A 16,898-nucleotide genomic window follows, 5' to 3' on the forward strand; every position below is an offset into this window, starting at 1 on the left:
TTTTGAGAGGAAAATGACGGGATCTGCGCTGGGTTTAATCAGGCCGCAGCTTTTGCCGGTGTCGCAACGCGTTGCGATATCGGGTTCGCCGCATACGCATAATGAGCTGCTGATTCGGCGGCGCCATATTCAATTTTTTTGCCCATATCCGAGAATACGGTTTGCAGCGCGTTCAGGCATAGCATTACGTTTTCCATTTTGCTCGAATAACCCATCAGGCCGAAGCGCCAGATCTTCCCGGCGAGGTCGCCCAGTCCAGCACCGATCTCGAGGTTATAGTCGGCCAGTAGCCTGCGGCGCACTTCCTTTTCGTCTATGCCTTCCGGCACATACACTGAATTAAGCTGGGGTAACCGGGATTTCTCTTCCACCAGATACTCGATACCGAGCGTTTCCAGGCCTGCTTTAAGCGCTGTGTGATTGCGCTGATGGCGCGCCCACGAATGTTCCAACCCTTCCTCATACAGCATGAACAGGGCCTCATGCAGCGCATAAAGCGCGTTGGTGGGGGCGGTGTGGTGATAGGTTCGGGTAGTGCCCCAGTAGCCTAGCAGCAGGTTCAAATCCATAAACCAGCTTTGTACTTTTCCCTTACGATTCTTGACCAATTCCACTACACGCTCGGAGAAGCTTACAGGCGACAGCCCTGGCGGGCATGACAGGCACTTCTGGCTGCCGGAGTAAATCGCGTCGATCTTCCAGTCGTCAACCTTGAGGGGAGAGCCGCCAAGCGAGGTGACCGTATCGACGATGGTAAGGCAGTTATGGCGATGGGCAATTTCACACAGTAATTTTGCGTCCGACAGCGCGCCGGTGGATGTCTCGGCATGGACGAAAGCAATGATTCTGGTATCGGGATTCTGTTTTAACGCGTCTTCCACTTTCTGCGGATCAACCGGTGCTCCCCATTTGTCGTCCACCACTACCGCGGTACCACCGCAGCGTTGCACGTTCTCGATCATGCGCGCGCCAAATACGCCATTACGGCATACAATTACCTTATCGCCGGGATTGACCATATTGACGAAACACATCTCCATCCCGACCGAGCCAGGGCCGGAAACGGGAAAAGTCAGCAGATTTGCCGTCTGGAAGGCATAACGCAGCAGGCTTTTCAATTCTTCCATCATATCCGTGAATACCGGATCAAGGTGACCAAGCGTCGGCCGGGCCATCGCGGATAATACGCGCGGATGGGTATCCGACGGCCCCGGGCCCATCAAAACACGTTGGGGGGGATAAAACGTACCGATTTTTTTGGCGGGGTAGAAGTTGTTGTTGGTCATGAATTGATCCGTGTAGTGATGGACTGAATGAATTGAAGGAAAGAGCTGATTCTATCAAGTGAGCGGATATTTTGCTATCGGGTAGCCAGCCAAGCCGATATTTACTTTGCCGCCAGGTCTCCTGCACATTCCCGATATTCGGGATCCCTCCCCCCGTCACATTAAGCTACTGCAAATTTTTCGGTCCCGCCATCCTATATTGCAATGCAACGTCTCATCGTACCAGCAACATTGGTTTGACGGAAAGGGCCTGTGCGATTTTATCGGCTGCCTGTCTCGCCAGCAGTTGATCGGGATAGGGACCGGCATGGACCTTGAACAGGCCGTCTGTTGCAATGATGCCAAGAGTGCTGCCTAACGAAGGAAGTTCGGTGCGCATGCGCGCGAGGAAGTTATCCGCGTTATCGTAGGCGCTAAAGGCGCCCAATTGCAGATATATGCCCCGAGCATCGCCTGCGGTAGTGGAGCCGGAAACAGATGGATCTTCATACGCGGATGCGGAACTGACGATTAACAGGTCCGGTTTCGCTTCGCCGTTTTGCTCTTCTGCAGCACTTGACAGCGCTGGACTTATTTTCTCCCGAACAGCGGCCGGCGCGTTGACAGGTGCTGCCGCAACCTGCGCAATGGATTCCACCCCGGGAAGGATGCTTTCCACTTCCACCCAGGCACTGCCGCCGTCCAGCACACCTAGCTTATAAGCGGCGGTATAGGAAAGATCGATCAGACGATCGGAATGGAACGGGCCGCGGTCATTGACGCGTACGACCACTGATTTTCCGTTCCTGATGTTGGTGACGCGGGCGTAGCTCGGTAACGGCAATGTGGTGTGCGCGGCAGTCATGGTGTACATATCGTAGATTTCGCCGGATGCCGTTTTCTGTCCATGGTAACGACGGCCATACCACGACGCTATTCCACGCCCCTTGTATGGTTTCAGGGCGGTCATGGGTGTGTAGGATTTCCCTAGTGCGACATAGGGCCGCATATTGGCCTGGCGCAATGGTTCACCGCGTGGAACGGCGTCCGGAATTGAAGCAAGGTCGGCTGGCGGATTATCGCCGGGGCCGTCGTCCAGATAATAGCCGCCCTTTTTTGGCGCGATGCCGGATTTTACCGGTGTGGCGGAAGGCGTTTTTCCCAACGTATCACGTTTCAGGATACTGCCGCAGCCCCCGGCAAAAATTAAAATGGTTGCCGCAATGATGATCCGGGCAGTCGTTACCGTAATAGACGGAACGCTCTGCACGTTGCCTGACCCGGAATTGATGTTCTTCACGTCTTCACCAGTTTAGGATGCGTCTGTATGCTCATCAAAATACCAAATCCCAGCAGCATTGTCACCATTGATGTGCCGCCGTAGCTGATCAGGGGGAGAGGCACCCCCACCACAGGCAGGATACCAATTACCATGCCGATGTTGACGAAAATATAGGTAAAGAAAGTGAGCGTAATGGAGCCTGCGATCAGGCGGGTAAACTGGGTCGAAGCATTGGCGGCAATAATCAGGCCGCGGCCGATCACCATCAGATACAACAACAGCAGCAATGAATTGCCAACCAGGCCAAATTCCTCGGAAAATACCGCAAAGATAAAATCGGTACTCCTTTCAGGGAGGAAATCGAGATGGGTCTGGGTCCCGTTCTGCCAGCCTTTACCGAGAACCCCACCGGATCCTATGGCGATGGTTGACTGGATAGTGTGATAACCCGCTCCCAACGCATCCTGCGTCGGATCAAGCAACGTCATAACACGCCGCCGCTGGTAATCGTGCATCATTGACCAGAGGATTGGCAGGCTGCCGGCTCCGGCGACCAGTAATGTTCCCATAACGCGCCACGACAACCCCGTGAGAAACAGAACATAGAAGCCGCTGGACGCAATCAGCAATGCCGTTCCCAAATCGGGCTGACGCATAATCATGACTACCGGCAGCAACAGCAGCAATGTTGCCACCGCGTAATCCCTCAGCCGCAGGGTCGCTTCATGTTTGTCAAAATACCACGCCATCATCAGCGGCACCGCGATCTTCATCAGCTCCGAGGGCTGGATACGCGTGACCCCGATATTCAGCCATCGCCGTGCTCCATTATTGATTTCTCCGAACAGCATCACGCCGATCAGCAGGAAAAGACCTGCTACATATATCGGCAGGGCGATGCGCATGATATGCTCCAACGGGATGTTGGCAATCAGCCACATGATGGCAAGCGCCACCAGCATGTTGAGCGCCTGGTTGGTGACGCGGTTCAGGTTCGCATCCGTGGCGCTATATAGCGTAAAAAGGCCGGTCAGCATCAGCAGCAATATACCGCCCAGCAAAAAACCGTCCACGTAACGCGTTAGGTAGTGCCATAAGCGCAATGGCTTAGTCATGCGCGTGCTCGTCTCCATCTCCCTGACTGACCGGCTTTGCCGCTGCTTCTTCCGGCAATTTTCCGAGCAGGAAGTAGTCCATCACCAGCCTGGCTATCGGGGCAGCGGTAGCGCCTCCGTGCCCGCCATTTTCCACTAAAACCGACAGCGCAATTTTCGGGTTTTCGGCCGGCGCGTAGGCAACAAATAATGCATGATCACGATGGCGTTCCTGGATCTTGCTTTCAACATATTTCTCCCCTTGCTTCATCCCGATCACCTGCGATGTACCGGTTTTGCCTGCGAAACTATAAGCGGCACCCGCACCGGCTAGCGCGGCCGTGCCACCGGGCCGCGTAACGTCTATGAGCGCGTTTCGCACGTGCGTCAAGTTGTCGGGATTGAGATCGAGCGTATATAGCGGTTGCGTTACGATTTCACGCACCGTGCCATTCCTGTTATTGTGAACCTGCTTCACCAGATGCGGCCGGAAGGCGGCACCCTTGCTGGCAAGTATCGCAGTGGCGAAAGCCAGTTGCAGAGGTGTGGTCAGATTGTAGCCTTGGCCGATACCCACGGAAATTGTATCGCCCGCGTACCATTTCTGCTTGTACCGCCGCATTTTCCATTCCTGCGAAGGCAACAGACCAGAGACTTCGCCTTCAATATCGATTCCGGTTTTCTTCCCCAGTCCGAATTGGCTGATGAAATTGAAAATGTTGTCGATACCGAGGTCGTTAGCCAGCCCGTAGTAATAGGTATCACACGATATGACGAGGGATTTGTGTAAATCCACGTACCCGTGGCCACCCGCTTTCCAGTCACGGAAGCGATGCGTGCTGCCGGGCAGGCTGAAGTATCCGGGATCATTAATTCCGTTTTGGGCTGAACGTTTTTTTAGCTCGAGACCGGCTAGCGCCATGAATGGCTTGAAAGTGGAGCCGGGTGGATACAGTCCGCGTAGCGCCCGGTTATTGAGCGGTCTATCGATGGAATTATTCAGCAAGTCCCAATTCTCGGAGTCAATGCCGTCGACAAATAAATTGGGGTCGAAGCCCGGCTTGCTCACGAACGCCAACACATCACCGGTGGCCGGATCAATCGCCACCAGCGAGCCGCGTCGCTCGCCGAACGCTTTTTCCGCCACCTCCTGCAATTTGATATCAAGCGATAGCGTCAGATTATTGCCCGAGGTCGGCGGAGTACGGGATATTACCCTTATCACTCGGCCGGCTGCATCGGTTTCCATTTCCTCGAAGCCGGTGAGACCGTGCAATTCCTTTTCGTAGCTTTGTTCGATCCCGATTTTACCCATGTACTGGGAACCGCGATAATTGGCCAAGTCCTCATTGGCCTCCAACTGCTCCAGATCCTTGTCGTTAATGCGGCCAATATAACCGACAACATGAGATGCAATATCGCCTTTTGGATATTGACGGAATAAACGTGCCTTGATTTCCACCCCCGGAAAACGATAGCGGTTGGCGGCGAAGCGCGCAACTTCCACGTCCGATAAACGTGTGCGGATGGGCAGGCTTTCAAATCTCTTGCTCTCATCCATCAATTTCTTGAAACGCTTGCGGTCTCTCGCCGCTATCTCGACGACAGAGGACAATTCGTTAATGAGCGCGTCGAGATCGGCAACCTTGTTGGGCACAATTTCGAGCGTATAAGCCGAATAGTTATGCGCTAATATTTCGCCATTGCGGTCGAAAATCAGGCCGCGGTTGGGCACAATGGGGGAAATGGATATCCGGTTGGCTTCCGCCAGGGTGTGATAGTGCTCCTGCTGCGATACCTGCAGGTAAAAGAAACGGGTGAACAGCAGTAGGAACAGCAGCAGCACGAACCCGGCGCCGATAGCAAGCCGCAACCGGAAATGATGCAGCTCACGCGGGTGATTACGAAGCTCTACTGCGCGACTCATAATCCTAAACCCGGCAATTGGAATGGAGGGTAGTGTGCGATTTCGAGCGCAAAAAGTTTTTGCGGATCATGGCCCCGAGCTGAAAAATGAGAGAGAAATTGAGGGGCCAGGTGCCAGATTCAGGATAACGCATCGGAATCAGACCTGGGCCTCTGGGGTATTCTCAATAGTGAGGAGAGTAGCGGCCACAGCAATGTACCGGTGGCGCTGGCAAAAAAGAAATTCCAGCCGGGAAAATGAGACCCATCCAATAGTCCCGTCAGAAGTAAGACGGATTGTCCGATAAGCAGCATCAATCCTATCTGGGGGGCCTGCTTCAGAAAGCCAAAAACAAGCAAGCGTCGATGGAATACCAGCGCGGCAAACGCCATGATAACGTATGCCAGAGCATGTTGGCCGAAGGTGCTGGCGTTGCCGATATCCATTAATAGACCCATAGCGAAAGCCGTGCTCATACCGACCCGCTGCGGCTGATTGATACACCAGTAAAGCACGACCAAAGCGACGAAGTCCGGCCACAATGACAGTACTACACCTTTTAGTGGTAACAGATTCAGAAATAACGCCATGATCAGGCTGAGAACGATAAAGGAGCCTTTGACCGGCAGCAGGATTTCCTGCTTAGGATAATTAGCGAACGCCAATCTTTTCTCCTTTCCTGCTCTTCGGTCGCTCTTCGATGGCTTCCGGCGGATTTTCCATCGCCGGCGCTAGCAAAGATAATATCAATAACTGCCGATGGTGACCTACTCCGGCGGCAGGCGTGCAGGTAACCTGGGCAAAGACATACGTGGGATTGCGCTCGATTTTCGACACCACTGCCACGGGAAGGCCGGGTGGATAAACGCCATCTATTCCGGAAGTCACCAGCATATCGCCCTCCCGGATATCCATGTTCATCGCGAGATAGCGCAATTCCAGCGTTCCATCCCTGCCGGTGCCGGATACCACCGAGCGCAAGCCGTTACGTACCACCTGTACCGGCACTGAGTGGTCCTTGTCAGTGATAAGAGTGACTTCGGACAGCCATGGATAGTTGCGAGTAATCTGTCCCACCACGCCTACGTCGTCCACCACGACCTGGCCTGGCTGAATACCGCTTTGACTACCTTTATCAAGTATGACCTTGCGGCTGAAGGGATCGCGCGGAACGCGCAGGATCTCGGCCATGACAGCTTTGCTTTCCAGTCGCTGAGCGGCTTCCAGCAGTTTGCGCAACTGCGCATTTTCCGCCTCCAATCCCCGCAACTGCTGGAGTTGCCCCCGGTCGGCAAGATATTGATGCTTAAGATGCACGTTTTCATCCGCCAACTGCCGGCTGACGAAAAACTCGCTGATCGTGTCGTAGATTGTTGCGGGTACATTGGCCAGTTGCTGTAGTGGATGGATCACGACAGCGAAAGCCTGGCGAATTTCGAAGAGATATTTGAATCGGGTATCAACTGCCATCAGCAGTAACGACAGCAATACAAAAAAAACCAGCCGCGCCAGCAGACTGGGGCCTTGTCTGAAAAACTGCGGGGCCATCTCCATCAGGTCTCAGCTTCGGATTCCCGATTCGGCGCGCGTCCGGCCAACGCTTGAAGCCACCTAATCACTGGCAAATATGCCGACCAGTTGATCCATATTTTCCAGCGCAACACCTGACCCGCGTACGACGCAGGTCAGCGGGTCTTCCGCGATGATTACCGACAAACCGGTTTCTTCCATTAGCAAGCGATCAATGTCGCGCAGCAATGCGCCACCCCCGGTTAAAACCATGCCCTTTTCGGCGATGTCGGCGCCCAGTTCAGGCAGTGTATGCTCAAGCGCGGATTTGACGGCACTGACGATACTGTTCAGGGGGTCGGTCAGAGCCTCGAGAATTTCGTTACTGGAAATAGTAAAGCTGCGCGGAATGCCTTCCGCCAGATTACGTCCCTTGACTTCCATTTCACGTACTTCCGATCCCGGAAAGGCGGAGCCGATTTCCTTTTTGATCAATTCAGCGGTAACTTCGCCGATCAGCATGCCATAGTTGCGGCGAATGTAATTGATAATGGCTTCATCGAACTTGTCACCGCCGACACGCACAGAGTTTGAATAAACGATGCCGCCCAGCGAAATCACACCGACTTCCGTCGTCCCCCCGCCAATATCGACCACCATTGAACCGGTAGCCTCCTCGACCGGTAAATTGGCGCCAATAGCTGCCGCCATCGGTTCCTCGATCAGCTCGACCTTGCGTGCTCCGGCGCCATAGGCGGCTTCGCGGATGGCGCGGCGCTCAACCTGCGTGGAGCCGTAAGGCACGCAAATGACGATGCGGGGATTGGCGGAGAATAATCGTGGCGGATTCACTTTTTTGATGAAGTGCTTCAGCATTTGCTCGGTAACGGTGAAGTCGGCAATGACGCCGTCCTTCATCGGCCGGATGGCAGTGATATTGCCGGGTGTGCGCCCCAGCATCTGCTTGGCCGCCAGACCGACCTGCTGAATGACTTTCTTGCCGTTGGGCCCGCCATCCTGACGTATCGCCACCACTGAAGGTTCGTTCAGCACAATGCCCTGCCCGCGAACATAAATCAGGGTATTGGCAGTACCGAGGTCTATCGCCATATCGGTCGAAAAATAGCCCCGCAATATATTATTGTTGATAAAGTTAAGCATGGTTACGGAATCCGTTGGATGGCGATGATAAAAGCGCGCGAAAAGAATGCGTCGCTCAGGCCGGCTATGATACTCTATTAGCTATTTGAATATAAGGGTTATAAGGAGTTTGGCAGCGAATGTTACTGTCCCTGGATGATGTAAAGCGCGTTGCAAATCTTGCCCGCATTGAAGTTAGCGAGGATGAGGCACATACCACGCTGGCGCAATTATCCGGCATCTTCGGTCTGATCGAGCAGATGCAGGCAGTGAATACATCGGCGGTAAAACCGATGTCGCACGCCCAGGATGTTATGCAGCGGTTACGTGAGGATGTTGTAACAGAGATCGATCAACGAGAAATGTTCCAGTCGATAGCACCTCAGGTAGAGATGGGGCTTTACCTGGTGCCCAAAGTTATCGAATGAGCCCAGGCGCAAGCCTGGGGCTCTTCTTTCACACCTTTCCATGATTTGCTCCATCCCGCGAACCCCATGTTGAACTTGAGCCTCAAGCAACTTTCTGCGCTGCTCGCGGCGAGAAAGATCTCCAGCGCTGAATTGACCGGTGAGTTTCTCAAGCGGACACGCACGCTGAATCCGGACTACAACGCTTTCATTACCATCGATGAAGAAACAAGTCTGGCTCAGGCGCGCGCCGCAGATATGCTATTGGCATCAGGACGGGCACGCCCGTTGACTGGTATTCCTGTCGCCCAGAAGGATATTTTTTGTACCAAGGGATGGCATACCACTTGCGGGTCGAAGATGCTGTCGAACTTCATTTCGCCTTACGATGCCGATGTGGTTGAGCGTTTCAATGCTGCTGGGGCGGTCAATATCGGCAAGACCAACATGGACGAGTTTGCCATGGGGTCAAGCAACGAAACCTCTTTTTACGGGCCGGTAAAAAATCCGTGGGATACCGCGGCCGTACCCGGCGGCAGTTCAGGTGGCTCCGCTTGTGCGGTCGCCGCACGCATGGCTCCTGCCGCAACCGGCACCGATACCGGCGGTTCAATTCGCCAACCGGCGGCGCTGTGCGGCATTTCAGGAATCAAGCCCACGTACGGGCTGGTATCGCGCTACGGCATGATCGCATTTGCGTCCAGTCTCGACCAGGGAGGGGCAATGGCGAAATCAGCGGAAGATCTCGCATTGATGCTGAATGTCATGGCAGGCTTCGATGAGCGCGATTCCACCAGCCTGCAACGTGAGCCTGAAGACTATACTCGCAACCTCGAAAAGCCGCTGGAGGGGCTGCGTATCGGGCTGCCCAAGGAATATTTTGTCAAGGAAATAAGCGGTGACGTGGCACGTGCGGTGGAAGGGGCCATCGCGGAATACCGCAAGCTTGGTGCAAAAACAGTGGAGGTGTCGCTACCTACTACGAAACTTTCCGTTCCTGTTTATTACGTACTGGCTCCAGCGGAAGCATCGAGCAATCTCTCCCGTTTCGATGGCGTGCGTTACGGCTACCGCGCGTCTGAATATATCGACCTCAACGACATGTACCGGAAAAGCCGTGCCCTCGGATTTGGCCCGGAGGTGAAGCGCCGCATTCTGATTGGCACTTACGTGCTGTCGCACGGGTATTACGACGCGTACTACATTCAGGCGCAGAAACTGCGCCGGCTGATAGCGGAGGATTTTGCCGAGGTATTCAAGCAATGCGACATCATCATGGGACCGACTTCGCCCACCGTTGCATTCGATCTTGGAGAGAGAAGCAGCGATCCGGTGCAGATGTATCTATCCGACGCTTACACCATCGCGGTCAACCTGGCCGGGCTGCCAGGGATGTCCATTCCGGCCGGCTTTGGCGACAAGAACAGGCCCGTGGGATTGCACATTGTCGGCAATTATTTTGCGGAAGCGCAAATGCTGAATGTGGCGCATCAATACCAGCACGTAACAGACTGGCATGTCCGGATGCCCAATTAAACGGCAGGCCTGTGCTGCCCAACATTCGGGACATGGATATCCAATGATTATTTTTATTTTCTCAGCGCGTCCGGGATAAAGCTCGGGACAACAAAAGGTTCGCGAAATGCAATGGGAAATTGTTATCGGTCTTGAGGTGCATACGCAGCTCTCGACCCAGTCAAAAATATTTTCCGGCGCCTCGATCGCGTTTGGCGCCGCGCCCAATTCTGAGGCTTGCGCCGTCGATCTCGCGTTGCCCGGGGTATTGCCGGTATTGAATCGCGGCGCGGTGGAGCGGGCAATCAAGCTTGGTCTGGCGGTGGGCGGCAAAATTAATCCGCTTTCAATTTTTGCGCGTAAGAATTATTTCTATCCCGATCTGCCAAAAGGTTATCAGATCAGCCAGTACGAATTGCCGGTGATCGAGGGTGGCAGTGTCAAGATTCAGGTCGGCCGGGATGGAAACGAGCAGGAGAAAACCATACGCCTTACCCGAGCTCACCTCGAGGAAGATGCGGGCAAGTCACTGCATGAGGATTTTCATGGCATGACCGGCATCGATCTGAACCGCGCCGGTACGCCTCTGCTCGAGATCGTTTCCGAGCCGGACTTGCGCAGTAGCGCGGAAGCGGTAGCCTATGCCAAAACGTTGCATTCTCTGGTGCGCTGGATTGGTATCTGCGATGGCAACATGCAGGAAGGCTCCTTTCGCTGCGACGCCAACATCTCGGTACGCCCCCACGGATCAGACAGGCTTGGCACCCGTTGTGAAATAAAGAATCTCAATTCGTTCCGCTTTCTTGAGAAGGCGATTGATTATGAGGCCAGACGGCAGATCGAAATCCTTGAAGATGGCGGAACCATACATCAGCAAACCAGGCTCTACGATTCGGACAGGGATGAAACCCGTGCCATGCGCAGCAAGGAAGATGCGCAGGATTATCGCTACTTTCCCGATCCGGATTTGCTGCCGCTTGAAATCACGGAGAGCTGGATCGCGGAGATTCAGGGATCGCTCCCAGAGTTGCCGCAGCGAATGCGCGAGCGTCTTGAGCGTGACTATGGGCTTTCCGGCTACGACGCAACCACTCTGACAGCCGACCGGGAAATTGCGGAATACTATGAAGCGGTGGTTGATAAACTTCCATCCGACCCGAAGCTTTGCGCAAACTGGGTGATGGGCGAGATCTTCAGTTATCTCAATAACGAAGGAAAATTTTTCGATAGCTGTCCGTTGTCCCCGCTACAGCTTGCGCAACTTCTCATGCGCATCAAAGATGGAACGATTTCCGGAAAGATTGCCAAGGAGGTGCTCAGGCAGATGTGGTTGCAGGCCAGCTCGGCCAAGGTGGATGTGTCGACATGGAAGAGCCGGGACTCACGGTTCGATGAGAACCTCGCTGACCGGATTATCGAGTCACAGGGATTGAAGCAGATCTCCGATTCAGGCGAACTGGAAAAATTGATTGACGAGGTGGTTGCCGCCAACTCGAAATCCGTTGAAGAATTCAAGGCTGGCAAGGAGAAAGCCTTTAATTCCCTCGTCGGTCAAGTAATGAAGGCCGCCAAAGGCAAGGCCAATCCGGCGCAGGTGAATGACATATTGAGGAAAAAGCTGCTGGAATGAGATGGAATTCAGAACTATCCTACTCAGAAATAGGATGCTCTTTTTACCCATGGCGCAGTCAGGAATGTCCTTCGGTCGGAGCCGTGGCTGCCACAGAGGTATCCCCTTGCTCATGCTGGCCCGCCTCTTCCCGGGCGGCATCTTCCTGACGCCCCAGAAGCCGCAGCGCAGCAGCGGTGACTCGCTCGGCGGTAAAGCCGAATCGTTTCATGGTTTCTTCTCCCGGAGCAGAGGCCCCGAACCGGTCGATGCCAATGATGGTTCCTTCTTCTCCCGCAAATCGTTCCCATCCGAGCGTTGCACCGGCTTCCACTGTGACGCGCTTACGCACGGCCGCAGGCAGCACCTGCTCGCGATAGGCGCTTTCCTGCTCGGCAAACAACTTCCAGCTCGGCAGGCTGACCACGCGAACGCGGATACCCAGATCTCTCAACCGGGCTTGCGCTTTGACGCATAATTCGACCTCGGAGCCGGTTCCAATCAGCAGTACCTGAGGGTTGCCACCCTCGCCCTCCGAAAGAATATATCCCCCTCTCGCCACTCCCGCATCTTGTGCGCGAGAGCGGTCCAGGATGGAAATGTTCTGGCGCGTTAACGCTAATAGCGTAGCCGAATTCCTCTTTACCGCAACTGCCCATGCCTCTGCGGCTTCGTTCGCGTCGGCTGGCCGAATAACAGTCAGACCGGGAATCGCCCGCAGGCCGGCCAACTGCCCAATCGGCTGGTGCGTCGGCCCATCCTCGCCCAAAGCAATGCTATCGTGCGTGAAGACGTAAATTACCCGCAGGCCCATCAGTGCTCCCAAGCGTATCGCTGGCTTCATGTAATCGGAGAACACGAGGAACGTCGCACTGAAGGGAAGTACGCCACCATGCGCAGCCATGCCATTGACGGCAGCGCCCATTGCATGCTCCCGAACGCCGAAAGCAATATTGCGGCCCGCGTAACTCCACATACCGCCGACCGCTCCGGCGGTGGCTGGCGTTCCATCCGACGGCTGAAAATCCCCCCGCTCTTTCAAAGCCGTATTGGTAGAGGGGTTCAAATCGGCCGAACCACCAATAATATTTGGAATGTGCTGCGCGAGCGCGTTCAAAGCTTGCCCCGCCGCCACGCGTGTCGAGACTGGCTTGTCGCTGGGTTTCCATTGTGGCAGCTGCGCCGCATCTGGAGACACCTGGCCGCCCATCACCTGGTCCCATTCGGCAGCTTCCGCGGGAAAGACTGTCCGGTAAGCGTCGAGGCGCTGCTGCCATTCCTGCTGTGCCTTTGCTCCGCGCTCGACCGCTTGCCGAAAGTGCGTCACCGCCTCGGGCGGAAGGAAGAAAGAGTTGGTCGTCGACCACCCCAGTGCCTTTTTGGCGGCTGCTACTTCTTCTTCGCCGAGGGGAGACCCGTGGGCATGGAACGTGTCCTGTTTATGAGGACTGCCATAACCGATATGCGTCCGTACCAGCAGCAATGATGGGCGGTTCTTCTCGGCCTGTGCCTCCCGCAGAGCGGCATCCACGTCGTCCGTGTTGTTTCCGTCCGGTACGATACGGGTATGCCACCCGTATGCCTCAAATCGCTGGGCGATGTCTTCGGTAAATGTAAGCTCGGTTGCGCCGGCGAGCGAGATATGATTTTGATCATAAAGATAGATCAGCTTGCCCAGGCGAAGATGTCCGGCGAGGGACGCGGCTTCCGCAGCAACCCCTTCCATCAGATCGCCATCCGAAACAAGCGCATAAGTGTAATGATCCATCAGGTTATGATCAGGACGGTTATATCGAGCGGCCAGCCATGCTTCGGCGATGGCCATGCCTACACCGTTGCCAAAGCCTTGCCCGAGGGGACCGGTTGTAACCTCGACTCCAGGCGTATGCCCTCGCTCGGGATGGCCCGGGGTACGGCTGCCCCATTGGCGAAAATGTTTAATCTCGTCCAGCGGCAGATCGTAGCCGGTAAGATGCAGCAGGCTGTATAGGAGCATGGAGCCGTGTCCGGCGGATAGCACGAAGCGGTCGCGATCCGGCCATAATGGATCCCGGGGGTTGTAACGGAGGAAGCGCGTCCAGAGAACATAGGCCATCGACGCCGCACCCATGGGTAAACCAGGGTGTCCCGAGTTGGCCTTCTGGACCGCATCCATCGACAGCACGCGTATAGTGTTGATGCACAAATCGTCCAGGTCCTTGCCTGCTTTTGCTAGACTGCTGCTTTTGTTCGCCATATTGCTATCTTCATCTGCGGCTGGAGTATCAGTATCTCCTGTTCCAGCTCGATGAGCCGCTTTTCTTCAAGCTAAAACAAATAAGGTCAAGAAGGGTAAGGCCCGTACCTTTATCGAATCGCTATTTATTTTTATGATTTTGGCTGCTGCCTTGAGATGCCGCTTCTCACCGCGGATGTTTAGAAAGCCTGAATGACCTACCCAGGAAATTCCGCCATTAAATTTAATGCGGAATGAGAATATAGTTTAAGAGGGTATATGGTTTTGATCTGTACGGTGGCACACCATCGTTTGCGCATCGCGATTTGGCTCTTAACCTTCGCGGCATGGTCATAAATTTATGCTGCGTCCGCCATCCACCGCAATAATCTGACCGGTGATATATGGCGCATGCGCGATCAAAAAAAGCACTGTTCTGGCAATGTCATCCGGGTCGCCCGCGCGTTTCAAGGGAGTTTTGTCGATAATGCGCCGTTGCAACGTTTCATCCGTCCACTCACCTTGCTCAGGCCATAAAATGGGCCCCGGAGAGATGCCGTTAACCCGGACTTCCGGTGCGAGATCCAGCGCCAGCGAGCGGGTAAGCGAAGCCAAGCCGCCTTTTGCCGAGTTGTATACCACGTATTTTTTCAGCGGCCACTCGGCGTGGATGTCGACGATATTCACGATGCAGCCATGCCGTTTCCTGAGCTGTGGTGCTGCCGCCTGGGACAGGAACAGCGGGGCTTTCAGATTGCTGCCGATAAGATTATCCCAAGTCTTCTCTGTAATCTCTCCCAGCGGAGTGGGAAAAAAGCTGGAAGCATTATTGACGAGGGCATCGAGTTGTCCGAAATGCTTCATGGTTTCGTCAATCAGGTCTGGTAGTAGCCCGGTATCGAACAAGTCGGCTTGAACCAACGCCACTGATCCGGGACGAATTTGATTAAGTTCAGCCTGTAATGTGCGTGCATTCTCCACCGACGTTCGATAATGCACGACCAGGTTTGCGCCCCGGGCATGCAGCCGGCGGCAAGTAGCTGCACCCAGACGTTTGGCCCCACCGGTGACAAGTACTACTTTCCCTTGCATGGCTATCTCCCCTACACTTGCGCTTTCGTCAGTTTCTACAATTTACCATAGAGCCGATGCCGTCACTACCCACACCAAGCGAAGCGGCTTTCCAGCATAGCCGCGCCGTGCTGGAGCTGATTCGCGCCGAGATTGCCGCGGCGGGCGGCTGGATTTCGTTTGCGCGGTACATGGAACTGGCACTTTACACCCCGGGCATGGGTTATTACAGTGGCGGCGCGGCCAAATTTGGCGGTGCCGGAGATTTTGTCACCGCGCCTGAAATTTCTTCACTATTCGGCATGGCTGTGGCACGGCAGGCGGCCCAGGTGCTGCAATTGATGGACGGAGGCGGTGGGGATATTCTGGAATTTGGTGCGGGCACCGGGAAACTTGCGCTCGATTTGCTGCTTGAACTGGAAAAACTCGGCAGCTTGCCAGAACAGTATTTTATCCTTGAAGTCAGTGCAGAGCTGCAACAGCGGCAACGGCAGTTATTTGAAAGGTTTGCGCCGCATCTCTCGGCGCAGGTAATCTGGCTTGAACATTTTCCCGCCAAATTCAAGGGGCTGATGCTTGCCAACGAGGTACTCGACGCGATGCCGGTGCATCTGGTGATGTGGCGTGATGCCGGTTTGTTCGAGCGCGGTGTAGCGTGGGGGGGCGATAACTTCAGCTGGAGCGAGCGAGCGCTCACGGAAGGAGAGCTTTACGAGGCTGCATGCCAGTTAACGCCTCCGATTGATCCTGACAGCGGCGCTGCTGGCGCCTACGTCAGCGAAATCAGTCTTGTTGCAAGGGGCTTCATGCGCAGTCTCGCGCGCATTTTGCAACAGGGCGCGGTAGTGCTGATCGATTATGGTTTCGGGCGGAGCGAGTATTATCATTCCCAGCGCAATCGTGGGACATTGATGTGCCATTATCGTCACCATGCCCACGCCGACCCGTTTTATCTGCCGGGCTTGCAGGATATTACCAGTCATGTGGATTTCACTGCCGTTGCGAACGCCGCGACCGCTGCGGGATTGGAGTTGTTGGGTTATACCACTCAGGCGAATTTCCTCATCAACTGCAGAATAACCGAAACCTTGGCGCGAACGTCAGTAGACAGCACAAAGGAGTATTTGCCGCTGGCGAACCAGTTGCAAAAGCTGACGAGCCCCGCTGAAATGGGTGAGTTGTTCAAAGTGATTGCTGTCGGCAGGAACATTTTCCAACCTCTTACCGGGTTCATCCGTGGAGATAAAAGCCGAATGTTGTAAAACCCCACCATTCAATACTGTCATGGATCGGGTGGCAGCGGGATACGAAATAGCGGTGATCTTGCCGCTTCGCAAACTGGACAAACCGCCCAGATCGCAACGCTGACGTGCTATGATTGGATGGCTCGCTAAACAGGGCGAGCGTTCCAAATCGAGGTGCGGGAGAGTGATGTCATGGCGACTGTAAAGCAATTACTGGAAGGCAAAGGATTTGAAGTTGCAAGCATCGAGCCGGATAAGTCCGTATACGACGCCATGCAATTGATGGCCGCAAAGAACATTGGCGCATTGCTGGTGCTGCAAGATGGAAAACTGGCCGGTATCTTTACGGAAAGAGATTATTCGCGCAAGGCATACCTGCTGGATAAGTCCGCGAAAGATATTCGCGTAAGAGAAATCATGACTCCGCAAGTGGCATATGTCAGTCCCGATTATACGGCTGAAGATTGCATGGCATTGGTTACCGAGATGCGGGTACGCCATTTGCCTGTGCTGGAAAACAATGAGGTGGTCGGCATTGTTTCCATTGGCGACCTGGTTAAAGATGCCATTTCCGGGCAGCAATTCATCATTCATCAGCTCGAACGTTACATACACGGGATCCGCTAATCGACATGACGTCG

At 54.6% G+C, this 16,898-nt stretch carries 14 protein-coding genes; 5 read left to right on the forward strand and 9 right to left on the reverse strand.

What is annotated here, in order from left to right; translation table 11 throughout:
* Positions 1-38 precede the first annotated feature (38 nt).
* From BLP45_RS09290 to BLP45_RS09320, 7 genes are all read right to left on the reverse strand, one after another.
* The gene (locus BLP45_RS09290; protein ID WP_090371957.1) at positions 39-1,286 is read right to left on the reverse strand and encodes a pyridoxal-phosphate-dependent aminotransferase family protein; all 1,248 of its coding nucleotides are present in this window, start codon (positions 1,284-1,286) and stop codon (positions 39-41) included.
* 214 nt (positions 1,287-1,500) lie between these two features.
* Positions 1,501-2,556 carry a septal ring lytic transglycosylase RlpA family protein gene (locus BLP45_RS09295; protein ID WP_371128747.1) on the reverse strand — a complete coding sequence of 352 codons (1,056 nt, stop codon included), beginning with the start codon at positions 2,554-2,556 and terminating at the stop codon, positions 1,501-1,503.
* 5 nt (positions 2,557-2,561) lie between these two features.
* Positions 2,562-3,662 carry a rod shape-determining protein RodA gene (rodA, locus tag BLP45_RS09300; protein ID WP_090372063.1) on the reverse strand — a complete coding sequence of 367 codons (1,101 nt, stop codon included), beginning with the start codon at positions 3,660-3,662 and terminating at the stop codon, positions 2,562-2,564.
* Entirely contained in the window at positions 3,655-5,568 is a 1,914-nt protein-coding gene (gene mrdA / locus BLP45_RS09305; protein ID WP_090371959.1) for a penicillin-binding protein 2, read from the reverse strand. Before mrdA ends, rodA begins: the two co-directional genes overlap by 8 nt.
* Before the next feature lie 119 nt (positions 5,569-5,687).
* Positions 5,688-6,212: a rod shape-determining protein MreD gene (gene mreD / locus BLP45_RS09310; RefSeq protein WP_090371960.1), complete on the reverse strand. Its 525-nt coding sequence runs from the start codon at positions 6,210-6,212 to the stop codon at positions 5,688-5,690.
* Complete coding sequence (gene mreC / locus BLP45_RS09315; protein WP_256327766.1) at positions 6,199-7,095, reverse strand: rod shape-determining protein MreC; 897 nt, start codon at positions 7,093-7,095, stop codon at positions 6,199-6,201. The genes mreD and mreC overlap by 14 nt, the downstream gene beginning before the upstream one ends.
* Before the next feature lie 63 nt (positions 7,096-7,158).
* Positions 7,159-8,217 carry a rod shape-determining protein gene (locus tag BLP45_RS09320; RefSeq protein WP_090371964.1) on the reverse strand — a complete coding sequence of 353 codons (1,059 nt, stop codon included), beginning with the start codon at positions 8,215-8,217 and terminating at the stop codon, positions 7,159-7,161.
* 119 nt (positions 8,218-8,336) lie between these two features.
* Between BLP45_RS09320 and gatC the strand changes: the two genes are divergently transcribed.
* The 3 genes from gatC to gatB all read left to right on the forward strand — a co-directional run bounded on the left by gatC (position 8,337) and on the right by gatB (position 11,748).
* Complete coding sequence (gene gatC, locus BLP45_RS09325) at positions 8,337-8,624, forward strand: Asp-tRNA(Asn)/Glu-tRNA(Gln) amidotransferase subunit GatC (RefSeq protein WP_090371966.1); 288 nt, start codon at positions 8,337-8,339, stop codon at positions 8,622-8,624.
* Between the two features lie 66 nt (positions 8,625-8,690).
* Positions 8,691-10,139, forward strand: a complete 1,449-nt coding sequence (gatA, locus tag BLP45_RS09330) for an Asp-tRNA(Asn)/Glu-tRNA(Gln) amidotransferase subunit GatA (RefSeq protein ID WP_090371968.1) — start codon at positions 8,691-8,693, stop codon at positions 10,137-10,139.
* 106 nt (positions 10,140-10,245) lie between these two features.
* Positions 10,246-11,748, forward strand: a complete 1,503-nt coding sequence (gatB, locus tag BLP45_RS09335; protein WP_090371969.1) for an Asp-tRNA(Asn)/Glu-tRNA(Gln) amidotransferase subunit GatB — start codon at positions 10,246-10,248, stop codon at positions 11,746-11,748.
* Positions 11,749-11,806: 58 nt separating this feature from the next.
* Here the strand turns inward: gatB and tkt are convergent, their stop codons facing one another.
* Together tkt and BLP45_RS09345 are read right to left on the reverse strand one after the other, a co-directional pair.
* Positions 11,807-13,963, reverse strand: coding sequence for a transketolase (gene tkt / locus BLP45_RS09340; RefSeq protein ID WP_090371971.1), 2,157 nt, complete (start codon positions 13,961-13,963; stop codon positions 11,807-11,809).
* 330 nt (positions 13,964-14,293) lie between these two features.
* Positions 14,294-15,034, reverse strand: coding sequence for a pteridine reductase (locus BLP45_RS09345; protein WP_090371973.1), 741 nt, complete (start codon positions 15,032-15,034; stop codon positions 14,294-14,296).
* Between the two features lie 56 nt (positions 15,035-15,090).
* Between BLP45_RS09345 and BLP45_RS09350 the strand changes: the two genes are divergently transcribed.
* Positions 15,091-16,275: a class I SAM-dependent methyltransferase gene (locus tag BLP45_RS09350; protein WP_090371974.1), complete on the forward strand. Its 1,185-nt coding sequence runs from the start codon at positions 15,091-15,093 to the stop codon at positions 16,273-16,275.
* Positions 16,276-16,449: 174 nt separating this feature from the next.
* On the forward strand, positions 16,450-16,884 hold the full coding sequence (locus BLP45_RS09355; protein ID WP_090371976.1) for a CBS domain-containing protein: 435 nt from the start codon (positions 16,450-16,452) through the stop codon (positions 16,882-16,884).
* The last annotated feature ends 14 nt before the right edge of the window (positions 16,885-16,898 follow it).

Source organism: Nitrosospira sp. Nl5 (assembly GCF_900102495.1).
GTDB lineage: Bacteria > Pseudomonadota > Gammaproteobacteria > Burkholderiales > Nitrosomonadaceae > Nitrosospira.